Source organism: Bartonella sp. AA86SXKL, assembly GCF_042196885.1.
On sequence record NZ_JBHIRE010000011.1, the window covers coordinates 21,731 to 44,492 of the forward strand.

General features: G+C 37.4%; 21 protein-coding genes. 13 read left to right on the forward strand and 8 right to left on the reverse strand.

Annotated features, from left to right (window positions below):
* Window positions 1-18: 18 nt before the first annotated feature.
* Entirely contained in the window at window positions 19-480 is a 462-nt protein-coding gene (locus ACFIO5_RS06110) for a RidA family protein (RefSeq protein ID WP_375607219.1), read from the reverse strand.
* A gap of 145 nt (window positions 481-625) precedes the next feature.
* Between ACFIO5_RS06110 and ACFIO5_RS06115 the strand changes: the two genes are divergently transcribed.
* The 13 genes from ACFIO5_RS06115 (at window position 626) to lpxB (ending at window position 14,703) form a co-directional block, all read left to right on the forward strand.
* Window positions 626-1,462: a cell envelope integrity EipB family protein gene (locus ACFIO5_RS06115; RefSeq protein ID WP_375643166.1), complete on the forward strand. Its 837-nt coding sequence runs from the start codon at window positions 626-628 to the stop codon at window positions 1,460-1,462.
* Between the two features lie 167 nt (window positions 1,463-1,629).
* Complete coding sequence (gene rpsB / locus ACFIO5_RS06120; RefSeq protein ID WP_273788135.1) at window positions 1,630-2,409, forward strand: 30S ribosomal protein S2; 780 nt, start codon at window positions 1,630-1,632, stop codon at window positions 2,407-2,409.
* Between the two features lie 102 nt (window positions 2,410-2,511).
* Window positions 2,512-3,435 carry a translation elongation factor Ts gene (gene tsf / locus ACFIO5_RS06125; protein WP_375632772.1) on the forward strand — a complete coding sequence of 308 codons (924 nt, stop codon included), beginning with the start codon at window positions 2,512-2,514 and terminating at the stop codon, window positions 3,433-3,435.
* 157 nt (window positions 3,436-3,592) lie between these two features.
* Entirely contained in the window at window positions 3,593-4,312 is a 720-nt protein-coding gene (gene pyrH, locus ACFIO5_RS06130; protein WP_273790666.1) for a UMP kinase, read from the forward strand.
* Between the two features lie 37 nt (window positions 4,313-4,349).
* Window positions 4,350-4,910 carry a ribosome recycling factor gene (gene frr / locus ACFIO5_RS06135; protein WP_375632774.1) on the forward strand — a complete coding sequence of 187 codons (561 nt, stop codon included), beginning with the start codon at window positions 4,350-4,352 and terminating at the stop codon, window positions 4,908-4,910.
* A 719-nt stretch (window positions 4,911-5,629) separates the two neighbouring features.
* The gene (locus ACFIO5_RS06140; RefSeq protein WP_375613469.1) at window positions 5,630-6,445 is read left to right on the forward strand and encodes a phosphatidate cytidylyltransferase; all 816 of its coding nucleotides are present in this window, start codon (window positions 5,630-5,632) and stop codon (window positions 6,443-6,445) included.
* Between the two features lie 15 nt (window positions 6,446-6,460).
* Window positions 6,461-7,609, forward strand: coding sequence for a M50 family metallopeptidase (locus tag ACFIO5_RS06145; protein WP_375634732.1), 1,149 nt, complete (start codon window positions 6,461-6,463; stop codon window positions 7,607-7,609).
* Between the two features lie 203 nt (window positions 7,610-7,812).
* Window positions 7,813-10,209, forward strand: coding sequence for an outer membrane protein assembly factor BamA (bamA, locus tag ACFIO5_RS06150; protein ID WP_375632780.1), 2,397 nt, complete (start codon window positions 7,813-7,815; stop codon window positions 10,207-10,209).
* 65 nt (window positions 10,210-10,274) lie between these two features.
* Window positions 10,275-11,321, forward strand: a complete 1,047-nt coding sequence (lpxD, locus tag ACFIO5_RS06155) for a UDP-3-O-(3-hydroxymyristoyl)glucosamine N-acyltransferase (RefSeq protein WP_375612127.1) — start codon at window positions 10,275-10,277, stop codon at window positions 11,319-11,321.
* Between the two features lies 1 nt (window position 11,322).
* Window positions 11,323-11,790, forward strand: coding sequence for a 3-hydroxyacyl-ACP dehydratase FabZ (gene fabZ, locus ACFIO5_RS06160; protein ID WP_375618367.1), 468 nt, complete (start codon window positions 11,323-11,325; stop codon window positions 11,788-11,790).
* Window positions 11,791-11,814: 24 nt separating this feature from the next.
* The gene (lpxA, locus tag ACFIO5_RS06165) at window positions 11,815-12,639 is read left to right on the forward strand and encodes an acyl-ACP--UDP-N-acetylglucosamine O-acyltransferase (protein ID WP_375609506.1); all 825 of its coding nucleotides are present in this window, start codon (window positions 11,815-11,817) and stop codon (window positions 12,637-12,639) included.
* A 2-nt stretch (window positions 12,640-12,641) separates the two neighbouring features.
* Window positions 12,642-13,514, forward strand: a complete 873-nt coding sequence (locus tag ACFIO5_RS06170; protein ID WP_375632782.1) for an LpxI family protein — start codon at window positions 12,642-12,644, stop codon at window positions 13,512-13,514.
* Window positions 13,507-14,703, forward strand: a complete 1,197-nt coding sequence (gene lpxB, locus ACFIO5_RS06175; RefSeq protein WP_375634731.1) for a lipid-A-disaccharide synthase — start codon at window positions 13,507-13,509, stop codon at window positions 14,701-14,703. Before ACFIO5_RS06170 ends, lpxB begins: the two co-directional genes overlap by 8 nt.
* Before the next feature lie 20 nt (window positions 14,704-14,723).
* Here lpxB and ACFIO5_RS06180 read toward each other — a convergent pair whose 3' ends face one another.
* The 7 genes from ACFIO5_RS06180 to gltX all read right to left on the reverse strand — a co-directional run bounded on the left by ACFIO5_RS06180 (window position 14,724) and on the right by gltX (window position 22,745).
* Window positions 14,724-15,497, reverse strand: a complete 774-nt coding sequence (locus ACFIO5_RS06180; RefSeq protein ID WP_375634730.1) for an amino acid ABC transporter ATP-binding protein — start codon at window positions 15,495-15,497, stop codon at window positions 14,724-14,726.
* A gap of 79 nt (window positions 15,498-15,576) precedes the next feature.
* On the reverse strand, window positions 15,577-16,284 hold the full coding sequence (locus ACFIO5_RS06185) for an ABC transporter permease (RefSeq protein WP_375632788.1): 708 nt from the start codon (window positions 16,282-16,284) through the stop codon (window positions 15,577-15,579).
* Entirely contained in the window at window positions 16,281-17,003 is a 723-nt protein-coding gene (locus ACFIO5_RS06190) for an ABC transporter permease (protein ID WP_375632790.1), read from the reverse strand. Before ACFIO5_RS06190 ends, ACFIO5_RS06185 begins: the two co-directional genes overlap by 4 nt.
* A 78-nt stretch (window positions 17,004-17,081) precedes the next feature.
* On the reverse strand, window positions 17,082-17,834 hold the full coding sequence (locus tag ACFIO5_RS06195) for a transporter substrate-binding domain-containing protein (RefSeq protein ID WP_375632791.1): 753 nt from the start codon (window positions 17,832-17,834) through the stop codon (window positions 17,082-17,084).
* Window positions 17,835-18,298: 464 nt separating this feature from the next.
* Window positions 18,299-19,051 (reverse strand): transporter substrate-binding domain-containing protein, encoded by a 753-nt coding sequence (locus ACFIO5_RS06200; protein ID WP_375612135.1) that lies wholly within the window; start codon window positions 19,049-19,051, stop codon window positions 18,299-18,301.
* Window positions 19,052-19,757: 706 nt separating this feature from the next.
* Complete coding sequence (gene gltA, locus ACFIO5_RS06205) at window positions 19,758-21,053, reverse strand: citrate synthase (RefSeq protein ID WP_375634728.1); 1,296 nt, start codon at window positions 21,051-21,053, stop codon at window positions 19,758-19,760.
* 261 nt (window positions 21,054-21,314) lie between these two features.
* Complete coding sequence (gene gltX, locus ACFIO5_RS06210) at window positions 21,315-22,745, reverse strand: glutamate--tRNA ligase (RefSeq protein WP_375634727.1); 1,431 nt, start codon at window positions 22,743-22,745, stop codon at window positions 21,315-21,317.
* Between the last annotated feature and the right edge of the window lie 17 nt (window positions 22,746-22,762).

The window sequence follows — 22,762 nt, forward strand, 5'->3', positions numbered from 1 at the left end:
CACTGTCTTAATGAAGGTTTAGATTTCTATGATGGCTTCAACTTCTACAGGAACATCCATAGGAAGAGAGGCAACACCAATAGCAGAACGGGCGTGTTTTCCAATTTCACCAAGGATATTGACGAATAAATTAGAAGCTCCATTGGCAACAAAAGGAATATCGGTAAAATGAGAATCTACAGCCACAAAAACAGTAATTTTGACCACACGTTTTATTTTATTTAAGTCACCCAGAGTTGCCTTGAGTTGCGCGAGAATATTGAGAGCGCAAGCTTCAGATGCTTTTTGGGCTTGTTCGGTATTCACAGTTGCACCAACTTTACCGATGGCTATTGGTTTTCCATTAATAAGAGGAAGTTGCCCAGAAATAAAGAGTTGATTGCCACTTTGTGAAGTGGTGATGTAATTGGCAAGGGGGGAGATTACTTCAGGAAGAGTGATCCCGAATTTTTCTAAGTTTTTTTCAATCATATTGGTCATAATTTTAACTCCATAGCTGCTTTATAATATATTCATTGCATAATCTATTTTTTGATTTAAGAAAATGTGTGGTTAATTGAGAAATTAGCCTTTTTTGCCTTATTGTATGATGTTATGCAACGGGGATAAAGTTCGGAAGTTGGGAATGATTAGATCATTATTTATAATAGTTTTATATATTGTTTTTTTATGTACTGCGAGAGCTGAAGAGCCCATTTTTATTGTGCCTCATCGAGCAATTTATGATTTTCATCTCGATAGTGTTTCTCATGAAATGACAATTTCTGCGATGTCAGGACGAATGGTTTACGAGCTTGCTGGTTCGGCATGCCAAGGCTATAGCACACGTTTTCGTTTCATTAGCCGTGTTTACATTGAAGATATGCCAGTACGTTTGACGGATCAACAGACGACGAGTTATGAAACAGGAGACAGCCGTACATTTCGTTTTAATATTACAGATCAAGAGGGAGAAGAGGTTGTGCATCGTGCCGAGGGAGTTGCGGAGCGTACGCAAGATGGTATTACAGTTACCTTAAAAAAGCCAAAGGAAAAAGAGTATAAGCTTGCAATGGCTGAATTTCCAATGATGCAACTAAAAAATATTATCCGCCATGCAAAAGCAGGAGATCATTTTTACAATGTTACTGTATTTGATGGGACAAATAAAGCAGATAAAGTTATAAAAGAAAGTATCGTCATAGGGGAAAAGAAGACGCTTTTATCTGATAGCGAAACGGAAAAAGTAAGAAAATTGGATGAAGAAGAATATTGGCCTGTTACAATTTCTTATTTTGATGATGGAGAAAATAAAGATGGTTTGCCGGTTTATCGTAGCCGTTTTCTCTTACATGAGAATGGTGTCATGCGTGATCTTCATATAGATTATGGAACTTTTTCAGTGCGTGCAAAATTGAACAGTCTCGAATTCTTGGAACTTGGAAAAGATCTTAATCAATGTGAAAATGCAAATATTAAATGATTAAAGAAAATAACTTGAAAAAGAATCAAATATTAGTATGTTTGCGCTATTCCACACGCGGAGTCTGGGTGTTTGCAAATGATCTGTGAGAAACTTCTAGCAAGCATCCGCCGGTAGCAGGTCTTCCTGCTTTTTCCGCGGAGGTTGAACCGGAAAGGATAAGATTTATGGCACTACCCGATTTTACTATGCACCAGCTTTTAGAAGCTGGTGTGCATTTTGGTCACCAGACTCATCGCTGGAATCCCAAAATGACTCCCTATATTTATGGTCAGCGTAATAATATCCATATTATTGACCTTGCTCAGACCGTTCCACTTTTACACCAAGCACTTAAACTTGTTTCAGATACTGTAGCGCGTGGTGGTCGTATTCTCTTTGTTGGTACGAAACGGCAAGCATCTGACATTATCGCAGATGCGGCGAATCGTTCCGCTCAGTATTACGTTAATGCACGTTGGCTTGGCGGCATGCTCACAAACTGGAAAACGATTTCCAATTCGATCCATCGTTTGCGGAAGCTTGATAAAATTCTTGCTGCTGAAGCGCAAGGCTTTACTAAAAAGGAACGTTTAAATCTTGAACGTGATCGTGAAAAGCTTAATCGTGCGCTTGGTGGTATTAAAGATATGGGTTCTGTTCCAGATCTTATCTTTGTTATCGATACGAATAAAGAAAATATTGCACTCCAAGAAGCAAAACGTTTAGGTATTCCAGTGATTGCTATTATTGATACCAATTGTGATCCCGATGACGTAACACATCCAATACCAGGTAATGACGATGCTTCACGTGCAATTTCTCTTTATTGCGATCTTTTTGCCCGTGCTGCTCTTGATGGTATTGCACGCCAGCAAGGAGCAATGGGTATCGATTTAGGAGCTCAAGTTGATGCACCTGTGGAGCCTATTTTGGAAGAAAATGCAGTTTCAGAAGTTTCTGAATAATATAAAATGCCTAATTAAGGTACTTTTATTGTCTAAAGAAGAAGTTATAGGCGTGCAGAGGGATTTTGCACGCTTTCACTGTTACAAAATAAAGAGGCAAATATGAGCATTACTGCTGCACAAGTAAAAGAACTTCGAGAACTATCTGGCGCTGGTATGATGGACTGTAAAGCCGCCCTAGCAGAGACCAATGGTGATATGGAAGCTGCTGTTGATTGGCTTCGTAAAAAAGGAATAGCTAAAGCAGATAAAAAGGCTGGTCGTACAGCAGCTGAGGGATTAATCGGAGTCGTATCAAAAGATTCACATGCAGTTTTGGTTGAGATTAATTCTGAAACAGATTTTGTTGCACGCAATGATGGATTCCAAGACATCGTGCGTAAAGTAGCAACTGCTGCCTTAGATACGTCAGGGGATGTTGAATCTGTTTCTGTTTCTCTTTATCCAGGTTCTGAGAAGACTGTAGAGCTTACAATTAAAGATGCAATTGGTACAATTGGCGAAAATATAACATTTCGTCGTTCCGCTAAATTGTCCGTTGAGAATGGTGTTGTTGCGACTTATATACACAATAGTGTGGCTGATGGGCTTGGAAAACTTGGTGTTTTGGTTGCGATTGAAACAACAGGAAATAAAGAGGCTGCTCTTGCTTTTGGTCGGCAGGTCGCGATGCATATTGCGGCAACCAATCCATTAGCACTTACAGCACAAGATGTTGATGCTGCTGCTGTTGAGCGAGAAAAAGCAATTTTTTCAGATCAAGCGCGTCAGTCTGGAAAACCTGAAAATATCATTGAAAAAATGGTAGAAGGGCGTATGCGTAAGTTTTTTGAAGAGGTTGTTTTGCTTTCTCAAGCTTTTGTTATGAATCCTGATATAACTGTTGAGGCTGCTTTAAAGGATGCTGAGAAATCAATAGGTGCTCCAGCAAAAATTATAGGCTTTATTCGTTTTGCATTAGGTGAAGGTGTGGAAAAAGAGGAGTCTGATTTTGCAGCAGAGGTTGCTGCTGCTGTAAAAGGCTAGTTATTGCAAACTCTTGATCAGAGATTTAAAGTCATATCATTGGTTGTAGAATCTCTGAGGGGAAAAATGTAATTGTTGAGAGGGCGTCACGTGAAAAAAGTGGTGCCCTTCGTGATGTCAAAAGCAAAAAGTAAATGGGCTTTTGGGGAGATTATTAATGGCATTAGCACTTCCGTATAAACGGATTCTTTTAAAGGCTTCTGGTGAAGCTCTTATGGGAGGGCAGAATTTTGGCATTGATGTTTCTGTTGTAGACCGTATTGCCGCTGATATTGCAGAAGTGCGCACAATGGGGATAGAAGTTGCGGTTGTTATCGGTGGGGGAAATATTTTTCGTGGCGTTGCTGTTGCTTCGCATGGTGGGGACCGAGTGACAGGTGATCATATGGGAATGCTTGCAACTGCTATTAACTCTTTAGCATTGCGAACATCTTTGACAAAATTAGGGGTTGAAACTGTTGTACTCTCTGCGATTGCTATGCCACAAATTTGTGAAAGTTTTTCGCAACGTAAAGCAATAGCTTATATGAATCAGGGAAAAGTTGTTATTTTTGCAGGTGGTACAGGAAATCCATTTTTTACCACTGATTCTGCTGCTACTTTACGTGCAGCAGAAATTGGTGCGGATGTCCTTCTTAAAGGAACACAAGTTGATGGTATTTATTCAGCAGATCCAAAAATAGACCCTACGGCTAAGCGTTTTGACCAATTAACACATGTTGAAGTTTTGCAATGGGGATTATCTGTTATGGATTCAACGGCGGTCACTTTAGCACGTGAGAACAATGTACCGATTATTGTGTACTCCATTCATGAAAAAGGCGGTTTGGCTAAGGTCTTGAATGGAACAGGACGCTTTACAATAGTATCGGAATAAGGGTAAGCTTCAAAGGACAATTGAAGGAGACAGAAATATGAATGTTACATCAATTATGGATGATCTGAAACGTCGCATGGATGGTGCCATTACGGCTTTTAAACATGAGTTAGGTGGTTTGCGGACTGGACGTGCATCGGCCAGTTTATTAGAACCGTTGACCGTTGAATCTTATGGTTCTGTTGTTCATATAAATCAGGTTGCTAATATTTCTGTTCCTGAACCTCGGATGCTTTCTGTTTCTGTATGGGATAAAACGATGGTCGGAGCTGTAGAGCGCGCTATTCGCGATTCTGGTCTTGGTTTAAATCCCATAACTGATGGTACGAATTTACGTATTCCTTTGCCTGAGTTGAATGAAGAGCGCCGTAAAGAACTTGTAAAAATTGCGCATCACTATGCAGAGCAAGCGCGTGTTGCTACACGTCATGTTCGTCGGGATGGTCTGGACAATTTGAAAAAGTTAGAAAAAGATGGTGAAATTGGACAAGATGAAGCCCATAGTTTGTCTGAAAAAGTTCAAAAACTCACAGATGAAACTATTGCTGATATTGATAAAATTTTAGTCGTAAAAGAATCTGAGATTATGCACGTTTAAGACGATTTTGTCGCTAGAAAAAGGATGTTATACTCCCAGCCTGTAAATTGTTTCTAGGGATAATTGTAGGGAGTGGTGTGCTCTGTGGTAGCAAGGTGTGATGCAGGAAGGTATTCTATCATTTTGATATGGGAGAGACTGATTTGAAAGGGCAGATGTTTTAATTTTTTAGTCTGCGTGATAAATCATGCGCTTTGCTGGGAGACACTATTTAACAGCATGGTGCGGTTTTTTAGTTGAGCACGTCTTTGTTAAAATGCATTTAGAAATTATTCAAATATTCTAAGATGAAGGTTGGGGAAAGAATATAATGCAAAAAACAAGCCTAACCTTTCTCTTATTTCTCATTATAAAACATGTGAGTATAATTGATCAAGCAGATGTTATGTGGCGTAATTCGTTTTTTAATGACGAATAGTTGATAGAAAAGTGTTTTTATACGAAACCTCTATTAGTTAATTTGTATGGGGCAGAGGTAACTGCTTTTTCATTTTATATTTGAGAAAATATTAAAAAAATATTTTATAATTTTGACGGAGATTTTTGAAGCTGTTTTCATTGATTATTAGTTTCATAAGCGCTATCTTAGTAGACTGAATTATTTATGATAAATTATAAGAGAAATTATACAGGTATGAGATAAAAATACTGCGTAGGGGAGTTTTTCTTGCGTTAATTTTAGAGCTTGTATTTTCTATTTTTATTGTTTGGATGTTGTTTTGTCTAATTTGGTTTATCGTATTCTGACAGCTTTTGTTTTTGGCATTATTGCGTTGTATCTAACATGGTTGGGAGGAAACTTCTTTTTTTTATTTGTATGGTGTATTGGCGGTTTTGTTCTTTATGAGTGGATGAGTATTACTAAAGAGAAATGGTGTATTTTACAAAAAATATTAGCAAGTATCTTTTATTTAATCTTTGGCTTTTTTTTAGTGTTGAGTGTATCTGCTTCATTGATTTTTTGTGTTTTAATCGTTTTAGCTACAGTATTAGCTATTATATCTATAAAAAAAAGTGGTTGGGTTTTTTGTGGTTTTTTATATGCATCTTTTCCTGTTGTTGCTTTATGCTTTCTACGGGATCATGAAATGTTGGGGTTCCAAGTTGTTATTTTCTTATTTACGATAGTGTGGGGAACAGATATTGGTGGTTATTTTATCGGACGTGCATTAGGGGGACCTAAATTAGCACCACAATTTTCTCCTAATAAAACATGGTCAGGAGCACTTGGTGGTACATTTGTCGGAGTTTTCGGTGGTATATGGGTTGCTTTTGGATTTTTTGATATAAATTTAGCCAGTTTTTTTGTGCCACTCCTTACACTTGTTTTGTCAATTGTTTCACAATTGAGTGATTTAGGGCAATCATGGCTCAAAAGACGGTTTTCTGTTAAAGATTCTAGTTCTTTATTGCCTGGACATGGTGGTTTTATGGATCGTATAGATGGATTGGTAGGGGCAGCTTTTCTTCTTTATTTAATTGGTTCATTTATGTCTGATATGGATGCGCCTTTTAATCTTTTTAGTATGATCTAATTGGGAGAAGATAGTTTGGAACTTTTAAATCATATCGTCACTATGGGTGATTTTCTTTTAAGAAGTTTGAGTATTCTTTTCATCATTATGATTATCATTTTTGTACACGAATTTGGGCACTATCTCATTGGTCGGTGGTGTGGTATTAAGGCGTTAATTTTTTCGCTTGGATTTGGACCAGAAATAGCGAGTTGTACAGATAAGCATGGCACGAAGTGGCGTTTAGCACTTATCCCCTTAGGAGGTTATGTAAAATTTGTTGGGGATGAGGAAAAAATCGATACGGAATCATCCCAATCATCTCTGATTGTTGATGGTTCATTTGCTAGTGCGCATGCTTGGAAAAAAGCAGCAACTGTTTTTGCCGGTCCTTTCTTCAATGCCCTTTTTACTGTTGTTATTCTAACATTTTTTTTCTTTATCTATGGTCGTGTAGCCATTGAGCCCGTTGTTGGTTCTTTGGTAAAAGATAGCCCTGCTCTTCAATCCGGTTTGGAATTAGGTGATCGTTTTGTTGAAATGGATGGGCGACGGGTTGAAAGCTTTGAAGATTTGATGAATTATGTAGCTTTTCACGGAAGAGAACCCATAGAGTTTAAAATAGAACGCATGGGGCGATTCTTTACAACGATGATTACCCCGAAAGTCGTTGAGCGAGATGATGGATTTGGTAATCGAACACGAAGTGCTATGATAGGTGTAGGTGTTCCTGTTGATTTAAATAATCCTGCACGTTTAGATCCAACTTATATAAAACATATTCGCTATGGTTTTGTAACAGCTGTAAGAAAAGCGTCAGACCGTACTGTGTTTATCGCCACTCAAACCGTTCTTTTTATGAGTCGTTTAATAGGAGGCAAAGAGGATCGTTGTCGGCTAAGTGGACCTTCTAAAACCGTTAAAATTGCTTGGAAAGTGAGCGAGACAGGTTTTATCTCTTTATTGAATTTAGCAGCTTTTCTTTCAATAAGTGTTGGGCTTATTAACCTTTTTCCGATTCTACCGCTTGACGGTGGGCATCTTTTATTGCATGTCATTGAGGTCATTACTGGGAGGAAAATATCTGCTAAAATTCAGGGAATCGTTTTTCGTTTAGGTTTTTCCATTCTTTTCCTTTTTATGATCTTTGTCTTTTTTAATGATTATTTTTGTTGGTTTAGCTAATTAAATTATGGAAAACGCTTTATAAATTAAGTAATAATAGCAAAAACAAATTGAAGGTTGTTTACCATGTCTACAAAATGTTGTGGCATTGTACATTATAATGAGTAATTAAGGAATGAAAAGTCTCGCTGTAAAAAGGTTGTTATGGCAGTTAGCTTTTTAAGGCATCATGTCTAAGGAACGAGAGTAAGGTAAAAAAGCCAATGACTACGAATTCAAAGTTTTTAAATGCAGCATCTGTATTGGTGTTAAAGATGGGGATGATTGCCCCAGCAACGGTTTTTATGTCAATTGCTGCGGTCGGAGAAATACAAGCGTCTGTAGTCCGCTCTATTGAGGTTCGTGGGAATAAGTTTGTAAGTTCTCAGGCGATTCGAGACAATATGGGGATTAAGGTTGGGCAAGGTGTTTCCAGTGGTGATGTTGATAGTGCTGTGAAGAACCTTTTCGAATTGGGTTTATTTTATGATGTTAAAATAAATCCGGTGGGTGATAAATTGGTTGTATTCGTAAAAGAATATGAGGTTGTCAATCAAATATTGTTTCAAGGAAATAAATCTTTTAAAGACCCAGATCTTAAGCGGTTTATTTCTTTAAAACCGAATGAGCCTTTTAATTCTGCGAAGCTTTCTGCTGATATAAATACAATTCGTGAGGCTTATAAAACTCTTGGTCGTAATAATATCACTGTTAACGTTCAAACGATTAACCTTGGAAAAGGGCGGGTTAATGTGGTATTTAATGTCGTTGAAGGGAAAAAAACAAAGATTGGTGATATCACTTTTAAGGGCAATAGTGTCTTTGGAAGTCGCCGTTTGCGTGATGTGATTTCAACAAAAACTTCAGGAATTTTTTCGAAGTTGTTGGGAGGTGATGTTTACAGTGAAGAGCGCCTCGCTGTTGATGAAGAAGCTTTACGTCGCTTTTATTATAACCGTGGTTATGCAGATTTTCGTGTAGTCTCTTCTAAAGCAACTTTTGATGCAGCAAGCAATACGTATAAAATTTCTTTCGTTCTTGATGAGGGTGCACTCTATAAAATTAGCGATATTCAGGTTGAAAGTGATGTTGATGGAATTGACGTTCAATCTGTGAAAAGGATACTTAAAACCCAGCCAGGTAATGTTTATAGTGCAGAAGATATTGAACAGTCTGTTGCAACTATTAATAACAAAGTTGCTGATTCGGGATATGCTTTTGCTAAAGTTGAACCGCGGGGAAATCGTAATTTAGCAAATCATACAATTTCAATTTTATATAATATTGAACAGGGTACACGTGCTTATATTCAACGTATTGATATACGTGGCAATGAGAAAACGCGTGATTACGTCATTCGCCGTGAGATTGATTTAAACGAAGGAGATGCTTACAATCAAACTTTATTACAGCGGGCAAAACGTCGTCTAGAAAGTTTAGGTTTCTTCAAAGCCGTTAATATTTCAATGGTTCCTACAGATCAATCTGACCAAGTTGTTTTGGTAATAGATGTCGTTGAAGCTTCAACAGGAGATCTCTCTCTTTCTGGAGGGTATACAACAGGGGGAACAAGTCCTGGTATGTCACTTGAAGTTTCTGTTACTGAACGTAATCTTGGGGGACGTGGTCAATATGTTCGTTTAGGATTAGGTGCGGGGCAAGAAAAATCTCGTAATTATAATTTATCATTTGTTGATCCTTATTTCTTAGGGTATCGTTTATCTGCTGGCGTTGATGTTTTTCGTAGTACTTATCGTGCTGATAAAGCCTATGATGTACGGCAGACAGGTGGGTCGCTGCGGTTTTCGTTACCTATTAATAATCAATTATCTGCTAATGTAGCTTATTCTTATGTGCAGGAAGAATATGATTTTGGCGGAGAGTATGATTTTGACAAAGAGAGTGACATAATAGAATTATATGGGAAATATTCTGGTGCGATTGTTCAAGCTGCAAAACACAGCCCTTGGAAACGTTCATCAATTAGTTATGGTTTCACCTATAATACGATTGATGATGTGAGATCCCCTCATGATGGGTGGTACGTGCATCTGCTTCAGGAATATGCAGGGCTTGGTGGGAGTGCAAAGTTCTTGAAGACCACGGGTAAGGCGATGATGTACAAGACTCTTTCTGACCAGAAGGATATCGTTGGTTTGCTTTCCTTTGGGGGTGGTTATATCCACGGAATGGGCCGAGATGGTGTTCGTATTTTCGATATGTTTAAAGTAAATTCTGATATGATTCGAGGGTTCAAATATAATGGAATAGGTCCGCGTCAGGTTTCCAGTAAGGGTGAGGTTTATTTCTTGGGGGGAACGACATATATGAATGCGACTGCTGAAGTACAGTTCCCTATCCCTGTCGTGCCTGAAGGATTTGGGTTGCGCGGTGCTTTATTTGCGGATATTGCCACGCTTTATGGCAATAATTATAAAGCCGTTTTTAAGGGTGAACCGTCTGTTACCAATACAAAAAGTGCTTGGCGTTCATCTGCAGGTGTGAGTTTGATGTGGGATTCTCCGTTTGGTCCTTTGCGTTTTGATTATGCTTGGCCAATAACGAAGCAGGAAGGTGATCGTTTGCAACAATTGAACTTTGGTATTTCTACGAAGTTCTGATTTGAGCGATTTTAAGAAGGAAAAACTTGAAGAGAATAGCTTAAGCTGGGAGAGAAAGTGTTTTGATGGCGGATACATTTTTTTTTACGCCGTCCCGACGATTGACAGTTGCAAATGCTGCTGAGTTGACGGGTGCAAAGCTTCTTAATCCAGAGTTTTCTCATAAAGTTATCAATACTCTTTCTTCACTTGAGAGTGCTGTGGAAGGTTCGCTTGTTTTTGTAGAGCATCGGAAGTTTTCTGATGCTTTACTGGACAGTTCTGCTGTTGCTGTTTTGTGTACGAATGAGATTGTTTTTAAAGTTCCCGAGACTATGGCAATTTTGGTGACATCCACACCACAGCGTGACTTTGCTCAGATTGGTCGTATTTTGTTTCCAGATTCTGTCAAGCCAATGCCTTGGTTGGGGCAGAAGGGGATTTCATCGCATGCGCATATTCATCCAACGGCTAAGTTGGCACATGATGTGTGTATTGAAGCGGGAGCTGTTATTGGTAAAAATGTTGAGATTGGAGCAGGAACTCTTATTTCATCCACAGCTGTTATCGGTGAAAATTGCCGTATTGGATGTGACTGCTATATTGCTCCTAAGGTAACAGTTCAGTGTTCTATAATAGGTGATAAGGTTCAGCTTTATCCTGGTGTTTGCATTGGGCAAGATGGTTTTGGTTATGTTGGGGGCGTTTCTGGAATCGAGAAAATTCCACAGCTTGGTCGCGTTATTATTGAGGATGGTGTAGAAGTTGGTGCGAACACGACAATTGATCGTGGGACATTTCAAGATACTGTTATTGGTGAAGGAAGCAAGATTGATAATCTTGTACAAATTGCCCACAATGTAAAAATTGGCCGCTATTGTCTTATTGCCGCTCAATGTGGCATTGCGGGAAGTACATCTATAGGGGATATGTCTCAGCTTGGCGGAAGTGTGGGAGTAGCTGATCACATCATAATAGGTAAATCTGTTCAGATTGCTGCTCGTAGTGGTGTTATGAATGACATTCCGGATGGCGAAAAATGGGGAGGTAGTCCAGCGCGACCATTTAAACAATGGTTTCGTGAAGTAGCGGCCTTGCGCAGTATGGGAAAAGTTAAAAAGGAGAAACGCTGATATGATCAGCAGTGAAAAAACTAAAAACTTAGAGACTGTCGATATTGAAAAACTATTATCAATATTACCGCACCGTTATCCATTTTTATTAATTGATCGTATAATTGATATTGATGGTGAACAAGAAGCGATTGGTATTAAAAATATAACGATTAACGAGCCACATTTTATGGGACATTTTCCCTCAAAGCCTGTTATGCCTGGAGTTTTGATTTTAGAAGCTATGGCACAAACGGCAGGAGCAATAGCGCTTTTAAATTTAGGCAATAAGCAAACAAATTTAGTTTACCTTATGACGGTTGATAATGCGAAATTTCGTAAGCCGGTTATGCCTGGTGATCAGCTCAAGATTCATGTTCAGCTTTTGAAAAAAAGATCTGGTATGAGACGTTTTTCATGTGTTGCAAAAGTAGAAGATGTCCGCGTCGCTGAAGCAGAAATTGCTGCGATGATTGTCGAAGAAGAATAAACGATATTTGATGGGAATTTAAAAATGTCCGGTACGAAAATCCATCCAACTGCTCTTGTTGAGAAGGGAGCGCAGCTTGGTGAGAATGTACGCGTTGGACCATTTTGCCATATTAGTTCAGAGGCTGTTATTGGTGATGAATGTAGTTTGACAAGTCATGTTGTAATAATGGGAAAGACAACGTTAGGAGCCAAGAGTAAAGTATTTTCTCATGCCGTTTTGGGGGCAGATCCGCAAAATAATAAACATAAAGGAGGGGCTACAACTCTTTTTATTGGTAAGAATTGTACGATTCGTGAAGGTGTAACAATGCATAGGGGCTCCGATTCGAGTGTAGGAATGACAGTTGTTGGTGATAATTGCCAATTTTTTTGTTATGCGCATATCGCTCACGATTGTTATGTAGGCAATCATGTAACATTTGCCAATAACGCAATGATTGCTGGTCATGTTACTATTGGTGATTATGTGATTATTGGTGGTGGTGCTGCTGTTCATCAATTTGTTCGTGTTGGACATCATGCATTTATCGGCGGCGTATCTGCACTGGTTGGTGATCTGATACCTTATGGAACAGCTGTTGGTGTGCAGGCAAAACTTGCTGGACTCAATATTATTGGTATGAAGCGTGCAGGACTTGAGCGTCAAGATATTCATGCACTCCGTCATGCGGTTGCTATGCTTTTTGATCATAGCAAACCATTTAAAGAGCGTGTCAGTGATGTTGCTTCTTTCTATTCTTCTTCTCAGTCTGTTTCTGAAGTTGTTAATTTTATTAAAGAAGAAGGAAAGCGTTTTTATTGTACACCAAAATTTGAAGGTGTTAGAATAAAAGAACATAAGGATTAAAAATGCCTATTTGGGGAGCCAGAAGTTTTCTTTCCGGCCGTACTGCTATTATAGCAGGAAATGGTGTTCTACCGATTACTGTTGCGCAGACTCTTGAGAAGAATGGAGAAAATCCTTTTCTTGTGCTTTTGCATGGTGAGGCAGATTCTGTTCTTTATCGCTATGAGCATTGCGAGCTATCAATTGTAGAGTTAGCACGACTCGTTAAAATTTTAAAAGAGGCTGGTGTATATAATGTTGTTTTGGCAGGTGGTGTGAAAAAGCGTCCACTTCTTAAACAATTGCGACTGGACTGGACAACATTTTTAGCTCTTCCTAATTTAATCGGAGCTTTGAAGAGGGGAGACGATGCGTTATTAAAAGCTTTTATACGGGTTATTGAAGCACACGGTTTTTGTGTTATCGGTGCTCACGAAATAGTCCCAGATCTTTTAGCTCCCATAGAATTTAATTTAACAGTACGGCGCGCTACTCCAAAAGAGAAAAAAGATATTTTTTTAGCAGTAGAAGCAGCAAAGCTTTTAGGTCAATTAGATATCGGGCAAGCCGTTGTCGTTGTTCAAGGAAGGGTGGTTGCTCTAGAGGGCGCTGAGGGAACTGATAATATGTTGTGGCGTATTTGTGAAATGCGAGAAAGAGGGCAAATTCCCCTTAAAGGTGGCATTCTTGTAAAATGCGCAAAACCACAACAGGATAATCGCGTTGATTTGCCATCAATTGGGCCCGCGACAATAATGAATATTGCAAAGAGTGGTTTATCTGGTGTTGCGGTGGAGGCAAATAGAAGTCTAATATTATCGGTGAAAACAACAATAGAAAAAGCCAACAAATATTCTTTATTTATAGAGACATTTGAAAAGTTTGGTCATGAATAATTGTTTCTTAAAGATTGCAGTGGTTTCAGGTGAGGAATCTGGTGATTTACTTGGGGCCGATCTAATTTCTTGTTTATTACAACAGATAGGATGCAATATTCATTTGATTGGTGTTGGGGGGAGCCATTTAAAGGCATTAGGCTTAAAAAGCTTTTTTGATTCCCATGATATTGCTTTAATAGGTTTAAAGGAGGTGTTGAAAAAACTACCATTGTTGTTGCTACATATTCGCAATTTATCCAAATTTATTGCACAAGAACAACCTGATTGTTTAATTATTATTGATAGTCCTGATTTCACGCATCGTATTGCAAAAAAGGTACGTGCTTTAGCGCCTTCTATTCCTATCATTAAATATATTGCACCAACCGTTTGGGCATGGAGGCCAGAGCGTGCAAAAGCTATGTGTGGATTTGTTGATCATGTTTTAGCGGTTTTTCCTTTTGAAGAAAAGATTATGCAAGATTTGGGAGGCCCTGCCACGACTTATGTTGGACATCGTCTTTTGACATATCCTCCCCTTTTGAGAATTCAGTCAGAAAAAAAAAGCCAATTAGAACAAAGAAATTTGATCGATACACAAACATTATCGCCTACATTAGTTATTTTGCCAGGATCACGCAATTCAGAAATTCGTTCCTTAATGCCTATTTTTCGAGAAACAGTAGAGATTCTTGTACAACGTATTCCTCATTTACGTATTATTTTACCAACCTTACCTCATTTGGTAGATAGAATCCGGGACTTTGTGCAGGGCTGGAAAAGCAAGATAGAAATTGTAGTTGGTGAAGATGAAAAATGGCGTGCTTTTGCACAAGCAGATGTTGCTCTTGCTGCACATGGAACTGTTTCACTTGAATTAGCCTTAGCAAAAGTTCCTATGGTTCTTTGCTATAAACTTGATTTCTTTTCTAAATTATTTATTTTTCCTAAAATGATGTTATGGAGTGCTGCTCTTCCAAATATTATTGCTGATAAGCCTATTGTTTCGGAATATTTGAATGAATTAATCCGTCCTGGCATGTTAGCAAGACAGGTAGAACAACTTTTGGCTAATCCTTTATTGCGACAGGCACAACTTGATTCCTTTGAGATGGTAGAACAGAAAATGAAAACTGAAGTACCATCGGGGGTTGTTGGCGCACAAACAATTATCACTATTTTAAAAAGCAGGAATAAAATTGTATAAATAAAGCAATATTTTAATGATTAATATTTAATTTTAGCAAGAAAATTACAAGCACGTTGGCTTTTAGGATTGGTAAAAAATTCTTCAGAGGCTGCATCTTCAACAATTTTTCCATTTTCTAGAAAGAGTATTCTTTCTGAGACTTTACGTGCGAAGCCCATTTCATGGGTAACACAAAGCATTGTGATCCCTGTATCGGCCAATCGAGCCATCACTTCCAAAACTTCTCCCACACTTTCTGGATCAAGAGCAGAGGTTGGTTCATCAAAAAGCATGACTTCAGGTTCCATACAAAGTGCACGGGCAATCGCAACACGTTGTTGTTGCCCACCAGAAAGTTGTAAAGGATATTTTTCACAGTGTTTTTCAATACCAACATGCGTTAAGTAACGAATTGCCCGTTCTTTTGCTTGTTGTTTGGAAAGTCCCTGAACTGTCATAGGTGCTAAAATACAATTTTGTATAACGCTCATGTGGGGAAATAAATTAAAGTTCTGAAAGACCATTCCTATCTTACGAAGAACATTTTTTTGCTGTTGTATAGGTGCAGTATGGATATCAACGTTATGGATACAGATTGAACCTTTTTGTGCTTGTTCTAATTGATTAATGCAACGAATTAACGTTGATTTTCCTGATCCGGATGGTCCACAAATAACGATATGTTCACCAGCTTGAACATTAAAGTTGATATCATGTAGGACCTGAAAGTTTCCATACCATTTATTTAGATTTCGAATAGAGATCACTGGTTTTTTACTGGGAGAGATCGATTTATTATTTTTCAAATTCATCTTATTTTATTCTTTCATTGATGAAGAACTTGATTAATTCAACATTTTGGTTTGGTAAAGTTTTTTATGATCATTTTATTTACCGTAAATATCGAGTGAGGCGCTGCTCGATAAAAACAATAAAACGATGAATGAGTTCAACGATAAAGAGATAGATAAGAGCAGCCCAAACGTAAACTTGAAAATCGAAAGTCCGTGAATAAGCGAGTTTAGCAACCCCCATTAAATCATAAACAGTAATAAGTGAGGCAACAGCACTGGATTTAATCATTAAAATCAACTCATTTCCTAGGGGGCGTAATGCTACAATCATTGCTTGTGGAAGAATAACTCTAAAAAATGTGACAGAGTTGCTTAAACCTAAAGCTTTTGATGCTTCGCGTTGTCCAGTTGTTACGGATAGAAAACTTCCTTTAAAGATCTCAGATTGATAGGCAGCAGAATTGAGTGTAAAAATAAAAAGACAACAATACCACGCGTTTTGAAAAAACCACCATAGCCCCACTTGTTGCCAAAAACTGTTCATTGAACCAAGCCCATAATAAAAAAGAAAGAGTTGAGCTAATAAAGGAGAGCCACGGAAAAAATAGACATAAGCATTTGCAAAATATTGTAAAAATGTATTCTCTGATAGACGTGCAAAAGCGATAAGCATACCAAGAAAAAGTCCTAGAGAACAAGAAATAGAAACAAGTTCAACAGTAACAATAAAGCCATTAATAAATTTTGGTCCATAATGACTTAAAAGATCAGGATTAAAAAGAAAATAAAGCCACTCAGGAATCATTGACCTAGCACCTTTTTATAGCCTATTTGAGTGTATGTTTCCAAATAGCGTAAGATTGCAGTAAAAACCGCTGAAAATAACAAATAGAGTAAGCATGCTACAAAATAAAATAGCATGGGTTTATTGGTAGCAGCGACAGCTAGATTCGTTTGTCGCATGAGGTCAACAAGCGCGATGGTAGAAACAAGGGATGTATCTTTCAGTAAAGTAAGCCAATTATTAGAAAGTCCTGGCAAGGCATTTCGGATGAGCTGAGGGAAGACAATACGAAAAAATGTGGTTGACCGTGAAAGCCCTAAAGCTTTAGCTGCTTCATATTGACCTTTATCAAAAATATTAAATGCTCCAAGCCAAACTTCACAAGAAAAAGCTGCAAGAACCATACTAAGGGCAAGAACACCAGCAACAAAAGCATTGATACTGAACATGATTTCAAAACTAAAATAGTCAAATAAATTTTGAATAAGGCTTTGTAATCCGTAGTAAACTAAAAACAAAGTTAAAAGCTCTGGTAGCCCACGAAATATCGTTGAAAAGAGGCGTGCCATAGCTTTGGCCATCTTAATATTGGATCGAATCATCACTGCATTGAGAAGTCCTAGAGGAAATCCTAGAAGTCCACAACATAATGCCAATGACAAAGTCATTCCTGCACTGGAAAGTATAACTGCTCCCCATCCACCATTGCTAAATGATAGCAATGCTAAATTTTCAATCATTCTTATATTCCTCATGAAAGAGTTAGATAATATTTTTTAGCAATAACCAACGGGTTTTATTAAATATCATATTGATATTTAATAAACATCACTTGTAAAATATTTTCTCATAATTTTTTCATAAGTTCCATCCAAACGGATTTCTTTTATTGCTTCATTGAACTTATTTTTAAGATCATTATTATTTTGACGGACTGCAATTGCAACAGGAAATCTTGTTTCTTCTAGAGTTCCCAAGAGGAGACAACAATCTTTTCCTTCATTTTTAAGCCAATTTAATGCTTGTAATTTATCAACAATAATCACATCAAGTCGATGATTTAAAAGATCACGATTCACTTCTATTGTGGAAGGATAGAGTTTTATTTTCACCTCTTCAGAGGCAAAATGATCTTCTGCATAGAAAGCTTGTGTTGTATTTGATTGCACACCAAGATTTTTACCTCTAAAGTCTTTTGTCGAGATTTCTTTAATTCCCGAAGCTTTGGTAACAATAACAGCCAGTGCTGTATCGTAGTAAGGATCTGTAAAGTCAATTTTTTGTAAACGCTCTTGTGTGAGAGAGAGGGAAGCAATGATAGCATCATATTTTTTTGCAATAAGTCCAGGGATCATTCCCTCGAAGTCTTGTGTAACAATAGTACAATCAACATTCATTTTTTTACAGAGTGCATAAGATATATCAATATCAAGTCCCTGCAATTTATTATTTGAGTCAATATAACTGAAGGGAGGATAGGTGCCTTCACTCGCAATTTTTAATGTTTTCGCATCAGCCAATTGGGTGAATAGTGCGGCGCTTATTATAAGAGCTCCTGCTAATAGTTTCATGATGTTCTCCTATTGGATAAGCGGGCAATATGAAATCATTATGTTTTTATAATCCGTAAGCTTTTTGGGAGCAATTCAAAAATTTATTGATGTTTATTTTAGATCATTATGTTGGGCATTATTGATAAAAAAAGAATAAATATCTTATTGCTTGTATGATAGCTTAATTTTCACGAAATGATTGATTTGAATCATTTCATGAGTAAAAACTGAGGATTTTTCTTGAAAATAAGGCTATTAAATTTGAACATAAAAAAATTAGATTTTGATACGGTAAAAATACAACCTTATTGTTGTCATTAGATTCTACAAAATGTTTAGATCTCAAGGAGCAATTAAAAGTTATTTTGATAAATGTAAATTTTCTTATAAAAATGCCGAATTTCCAATTATACCTGCATGTTCAATAAAGAGTTAAAGATACCCCTTAAATATACAGATTGAGTTTTAATTCATAGTACTATCTAATTGATATCGAAAGTAAAATATTTTCTCATAATTTTCTCATAGGTTCCATCGGCGCGGATTTCTTCTATTGCTTTATTAAAACTGTTTTTAAGATCATTATTATTTTGACGGAGTGCAATTGCAATAGGAAAATTTGTTTCTTCTAGAGTTCCCAAGAGGAGACAGCAGTCTTTTCCTTCATTTTCAAGCCAATTTAATGCTTTTAATTTATCAAAGATGATGATATCAAGCCGATGGCTTAAAAGATCACGATTAACTTCTGTTGCTGTAGGATAAAGTTTGATATTAACTCCTTCAGAGGCATAATGATCTTCCGCATATGCAGCTTGTGTTGTATTTGATTGTACACCAAGGTTTTTACCTCTAAAGGCTTGTGTTGAGATTTCTTTAATTTCCGAATTTTTGGTAACGATAACAGCGAGTGCTGTGTTGTAGTAAGGATCTGTAAAATCAATTTTTTGTAAGCGCTCTTTTGTAGGAGAAAGGGAAGAAACGATAGCATCATATTTTTTGGCAAGAAGACCGGGAATCATCCCCTCAAAGTCTTGTGTGACAATAGTACATTCAACATTCATTTTTTTACAAAGCGCATAAGATATATCAATATCAAACCCTTGCAGTTTGTTATTTGAGTCAATATAACTAAATGGCGGATAAGAAGCATCGCTTGCAATTTTCAGCGTTTGAGAATTGGCCGATAGGGTAAATAGTGTCGCGCTTATTATAAGAGCTCCTGCTAATAATTTCATTATGTTCTCCTATTAGATAAGCTGGCAAATATGAAACCATCATGAATTTTTATAATCTGTAAGCTCTTTTGGAGCAATGTAAAAAATTTATCTGTGTTCATTTTGCTATCATTATGCTGAATATCATTATCAAAAAAATAATTTCTTTTTATAAAGTATGGGAATAAAAAATATAGGAAAGAAAGTCACCTCTTATTGGTTATAGGGTGATTTTTAATAATTTTATTTAAAAATCAATAATTTATCTTTAAAAGAAAAACTATCAACTTAAATACAAAGAAAATTTCAGCTTTTAACAGGACAAAATGTAAAGTGTTTTTATTCTAACTAGAGAAGCACTTAATGTAAGCTTTTTGCAATTTTATCTGAAGAAGATAGAAAGAAAAATTCTGACATTGCTAGATTTTAATATGTAATAAGGCTTTTAAACATGGGGGAATAATAGGGAATACATTTCCATTAAAGATAATAAGGATTATAAGGTAAAATTTTCAATTTCTTTTTGCTAAATGTTTGGCTAATTCGCAGAAGAGTATTCTCAATTTCTTTACAGAGCTAAAACTTAGAATTTTTTAGTAAATTTTTATGATGATGTTATCTCTGTAGAAAGAGTTTTAAAATCACGTTTTATAAAAATTCTTAAAGGATGTTTTTTGATTACTCTCAATAAAGCTTCAGTAAATTGAAGCTTTATTGATTTCTTTTTTTAATTTGCACGTTCATCTATAGGAACATAGTCACGCATAGCATAGCCTGTGTAGAGTTGTCGAGGACGACCAATTTTTTGTGCAGGGTCTTCAATCATTTCTTTCCATTGTGCCACCCACCCGACACTGCGCGCCAATGCAAAAAGGACAGTAAACATTTCAGTTGGAAAACCTAGAGCTTTTAATGTAATGCCGGAATAGAAATCAACATTGGGATAAAGCTTTTTCTCAATAAAATATTCATCACTTAAGGCAATTTTTTCAAGCTCTATTGCAATATCAAGAAGAGGGTCATCTTGAATGTTGAGTTCTTTTAAAACTTCATGACAGGTTTTTTGCATGATTTTTGCACGTGGATCATAATTTTTATAGACACGGTGCCCAAAGCCCATAAGGCGGAAAGGATCATTTTTATCTTTTGCACGTGCAATAAATTCAGGAATTCTTTTAATAGAACCTATTTCTTGTAGCATTTTTAGGCATGCTTCATTGGCACCACCATGTGCTGGTCCCCAAAGGCATGCAACACCTGCTGCAATACAGGCAAACGGATTAGCACCTGAGGATCCAGCAAGACGTACCGTAGATGTAGAAGCATTTTGTTCATGATCTGCATGAAGGGTAAAGATTTGATCCATCGCCCGAGCAAGCACAGGGTTTGTTTTATATTCTTCACAAGGAACAGCAAAGCACATATGGAGGAAATTTGCAGCATAACTAAGATCATTACGTGGATAAACAAATGCTTGTCCAATACTGTATTTATAGGCCATAGCAGCAAGCGTTGGAACTTTTGAGATAAGACGAACAGAAGCAATCATTCTCTGCTGAGGATCTGTAATATCAATAGAGTCGTGATAGAACGCAGACATAGCGCCAAGGCAGGCAACCATGACGGCCATAGGATGAGAATCACGACGGAAGCCATGGAAGAAGCGTGCAAATTGTTCGTGGACCATGGTATGCTGCATAATACATCGATCAAATTCATTTTTTTCTTGCTGTGTTGGGAGTTCACCATAAAGTAAAAGATAACAACTTTCGAGAAAGTCTCCTTTTTCAGCCAATTGATCAATAGGATAACCACGATAAAGCAATATGCCTTTATCACCATCGATATAAGTAATTTTTGATTCACAAGAAGCTGTTGAAGTAAAACCAGGATCATAAGTAAAAATATCGGTTTTTTTATAGAGAGAAGCAATTTCAATGACTTCAGGTCCACTCGTGCCTTTACGCAAGGGAAGCTCTACTTTTTTATCATTCACAATAATATATGCGTTATTCTCAGACATTCGGTATTCCTTTCAGATCCTTCACTTCTAAAAATTAAGACTCTGCTTCATCAGAGTGGGGGATGTATAACTGAAGCTTTTCTTACTTATTTAAGGGTAGATTGCCTCTAAAAGTGAGTACATGCAATCTAAAAATATTTCCTTATTGATCATTATTACTCAATAAGAAATGTATTTCAATGATATAACATAAAAAACTCTTTTAGGGCACGTTGAGATATCTGTATAGATCCTTATTTGAGGAAATATACTCAGTGTCCATCATGGGCATATTGTTGTGATAAGTTGGTCCTTGATGCGATGAAGGGATTCATCGCGTCCTAATAAAATAAGAACATCCAAAACACCTGGTGATGTTGCACATCCTGTAAGAGCTGCGCGAAGTGGTTGGGCGATAGATCCAAATTTGAGATTCTGTGTTTGTACACAAGAGCGAAGTGTTTCATCTAGAGTTTTTGTATCCCAAGAGGGGCAAGCTTTCAGAGCAAGATAAAGATCGTTTAAAATGGTTCGTCCATTTTTATCTAAGAGTATTTGAGCTTTTTCATTAAGTTGTAAAGGTCGTTGCGTAAAAATGAAGGAGGCATTGTCAATCAGTTCGCACAGTGTTTTTGAACGTTCTTTCAAATGCGGGATTGCTTTTAAAAATTGAACACGGCGTTTTTCATCAAGTCTTTCAATAATTTGTGCTCCCCTATCGGTTTCTGGTAGAATATTAAGAGCGGCATCAAAAAGTTCTTGATCATTACTCATACGCATATAGTGTCCGTTGATGGAATCGAGTTTTTTGAGATCAAAACGAGCAGCACCTTTGTTAATATCCTCAATATCAAACCAAGAAATCATATCTTTAAGTGACATCAGTTCGTCATCACCATGACTCCAACCTAAACGGACAAGGTAATTGCGCAAAGCAGCAGGAAGATATCCCATTGTTCGGTAGGCATCAACACCGAGCGCACCATGTCGCTTTGATAATTTTGCACCGTTTTCACCATGGATAAGAGGAATATGGGCCATAACAGGAATGTCCCATCCCATTGCTTTAAAGATAATCGTTTGTCGGGCTGCGTTGGTAAGATGATCGTCACCACGTATAATATGTGTGATGCCCATATCATGATCATCAACGACAACAGCATGCATATAGGTAGGCGAACCATCAGAACGTAAAATAACAAAGTCATCGAGATCTTTATTAGGAAAACGGACATCACCTTGAACACGGTCATGTATGATCGTTTCTCCATCTTGAGGGGCTTTGATGCGAATAACAGGCTTAACACCTTTAGGAGCTTCAGAACTATCACGGTCCCGCCAACGTCCATCATAACGGGGTGGGCGCCTTTCTGTACGGGCTTTTTCACGCATTTCAGCTAACTCCTCAGGTGAAGCATAACAATAATATGCTTTGCCATTCTTGACCAACTGTTCAGCGATTTGGCGGTGACGTTCTGCACGTTCGAATTGCGAAATAGGGGCGCCATCATAACTAAGACCCATCCAGTGCAAGCCATCTATAATGGCTTTTACAGCTGCTTCTGTTGAACGCTCTCGGTCTGTATCTTCAATTCGTAAAAGCATTTTTCCACCGGTATGTTTTGCATAAAGCCAATTAAAAAGAGCAGTACGAGCACCACCAATGTGAAGGAAGCCAGTGGGTGAAGGGGCAAAACGAGTAATAACAGACACGAATATTTTCCTTTAAA

What these genes read in the sequence shown, in the direction of transcription:
- ACFIO5_RS06170 (WP_375632782.1), top strand. Translation starts at nt 12,642, where the DNA reads ATGCCTATTTGGGGAGCCAGAAGTTTTCTTTCCGGCCGTACTGCTATT.
- ACFIO5_RS06115 (WP_375643166.1), top strand. Translation starts at nt 626, where the DNA reads ATGATTAGATCATTATTTATAATAGTTTTATATATTGTTTTTTTATGT.
- bamA (WP_375632780.1), top strand. Translation starts at nt 7,813, where the DNA reads ATGACTACGAATTCAAAGTTTTTAAATGCAGCATCTGTATTGGTGTTA.
- lpxA (WP_375609506.1), top strand. Translation starts at nt 11,815, where the DNA reads ATGTCCGGTACGAAAATCCATCCAACTGCTCTTGTTGAGAAGGGAGCG.
- rpsB (WP_273788135.1), top strand. Translation starts at nt 1,630, where the DNA reads ATGGCACTACCCGATTTTACTATGCACCAGCTTTTAGAAGCTGGTGTG.
- lpxB (WP_375634731.1), top strand. Translation starts at nt 13,507, where the DNA reads ATGAATAATTGTTTCTTAAAGATTGCAGTGGTTTCAGGTGAGGAATCT.
- ACFIO5_RS06180 (WP_375634730.1), bottom strand. Translation starts at nt 15,497, where the DNA reads ATGAATTTGAAAAATAATAAATCGATCTCTCCCAGTAAAAAACCAGTG.
- ACFIO5_RS06195 (WP_375632791.1), bottom strand. Translation starts at nt 17,834, where the DNA reads ATGAAACTATTAGCAGGAGCTCTTATAATAAGCGCCGCACTATTCACC.
- lpxD (WP_375612127.1), top strand. Translation starts at nt 10,275, where the DNA reads ATGGCGGATACATTTTTTTTTACGCCGTCCCGACGATTGACAGTTGCA.
- gltA (WP_375634728.1), bottom strand. Translation starts at nt 21,053, where the DNA reads ATGTCTGAGAATAACGCATATATTATTGTGAATGATAAAAAAGTAGAG.
- tsf (WP_375632772.1), top strand. Translation starts at nt 2,512, where the DNA reads ATGAGCATTACTGCTGCACAAGTAAAAGAACTTCGAGAACTATCTGGC.
- ACFIO5_RS06190 (WP_375632790.1), bottom strand. Translation starts at nt 17,003, where the DNA reads ATGATTGAAAATTTAGCATTGCTATCATTTAGCAATGGTGGATGGGGA.
- pyrH (WP_273790666.1), top strand. Translation starts at nt 3,593, where the DNA reads ATGGCATTAGCACTTCCGTATAAACGGATTCTTTTAAAGGCTTCTGGT.
- ACFIO5_RS06110 (WP_375607219.1), bottom strand. Translation starts at nt 480, where the DNA reads ATGACCAATATGATTGAAAAAAACTTAGAAAAATTCGGGATCACTCTT.
- ACFIO5_RS06200 (WP_375612135.1), bottom strand. Translation starts at nt 19,051, where the DNA reads ATGAAATTATTAGCAGGAGCTCTTATAATAAGCGCGACACTATTTACC.
- frr (WP_375632774.1), top strand. Translation starts at nt 4,350, where the DNA reads ATGAATGTTACATCAATTATGGATGATCTGAAACGTCGCATGGATGGT.
- fabZ (WP_375618367.1), top strand. Translation starts at nt 11,323, where the DNA reads ATGATCAGCAGTGAAAAAACTAAAAACTTAGAGACTGTCGATATTGAA.
- ACFIO5_RS06185 (WP_375632788.1), bottom strand. Translation starts at nt 16,284, where the DNA reads ATGATTCCTGAGTGGCTTTATTTTCTTTTTAATCCTGATCTTTTAAGT.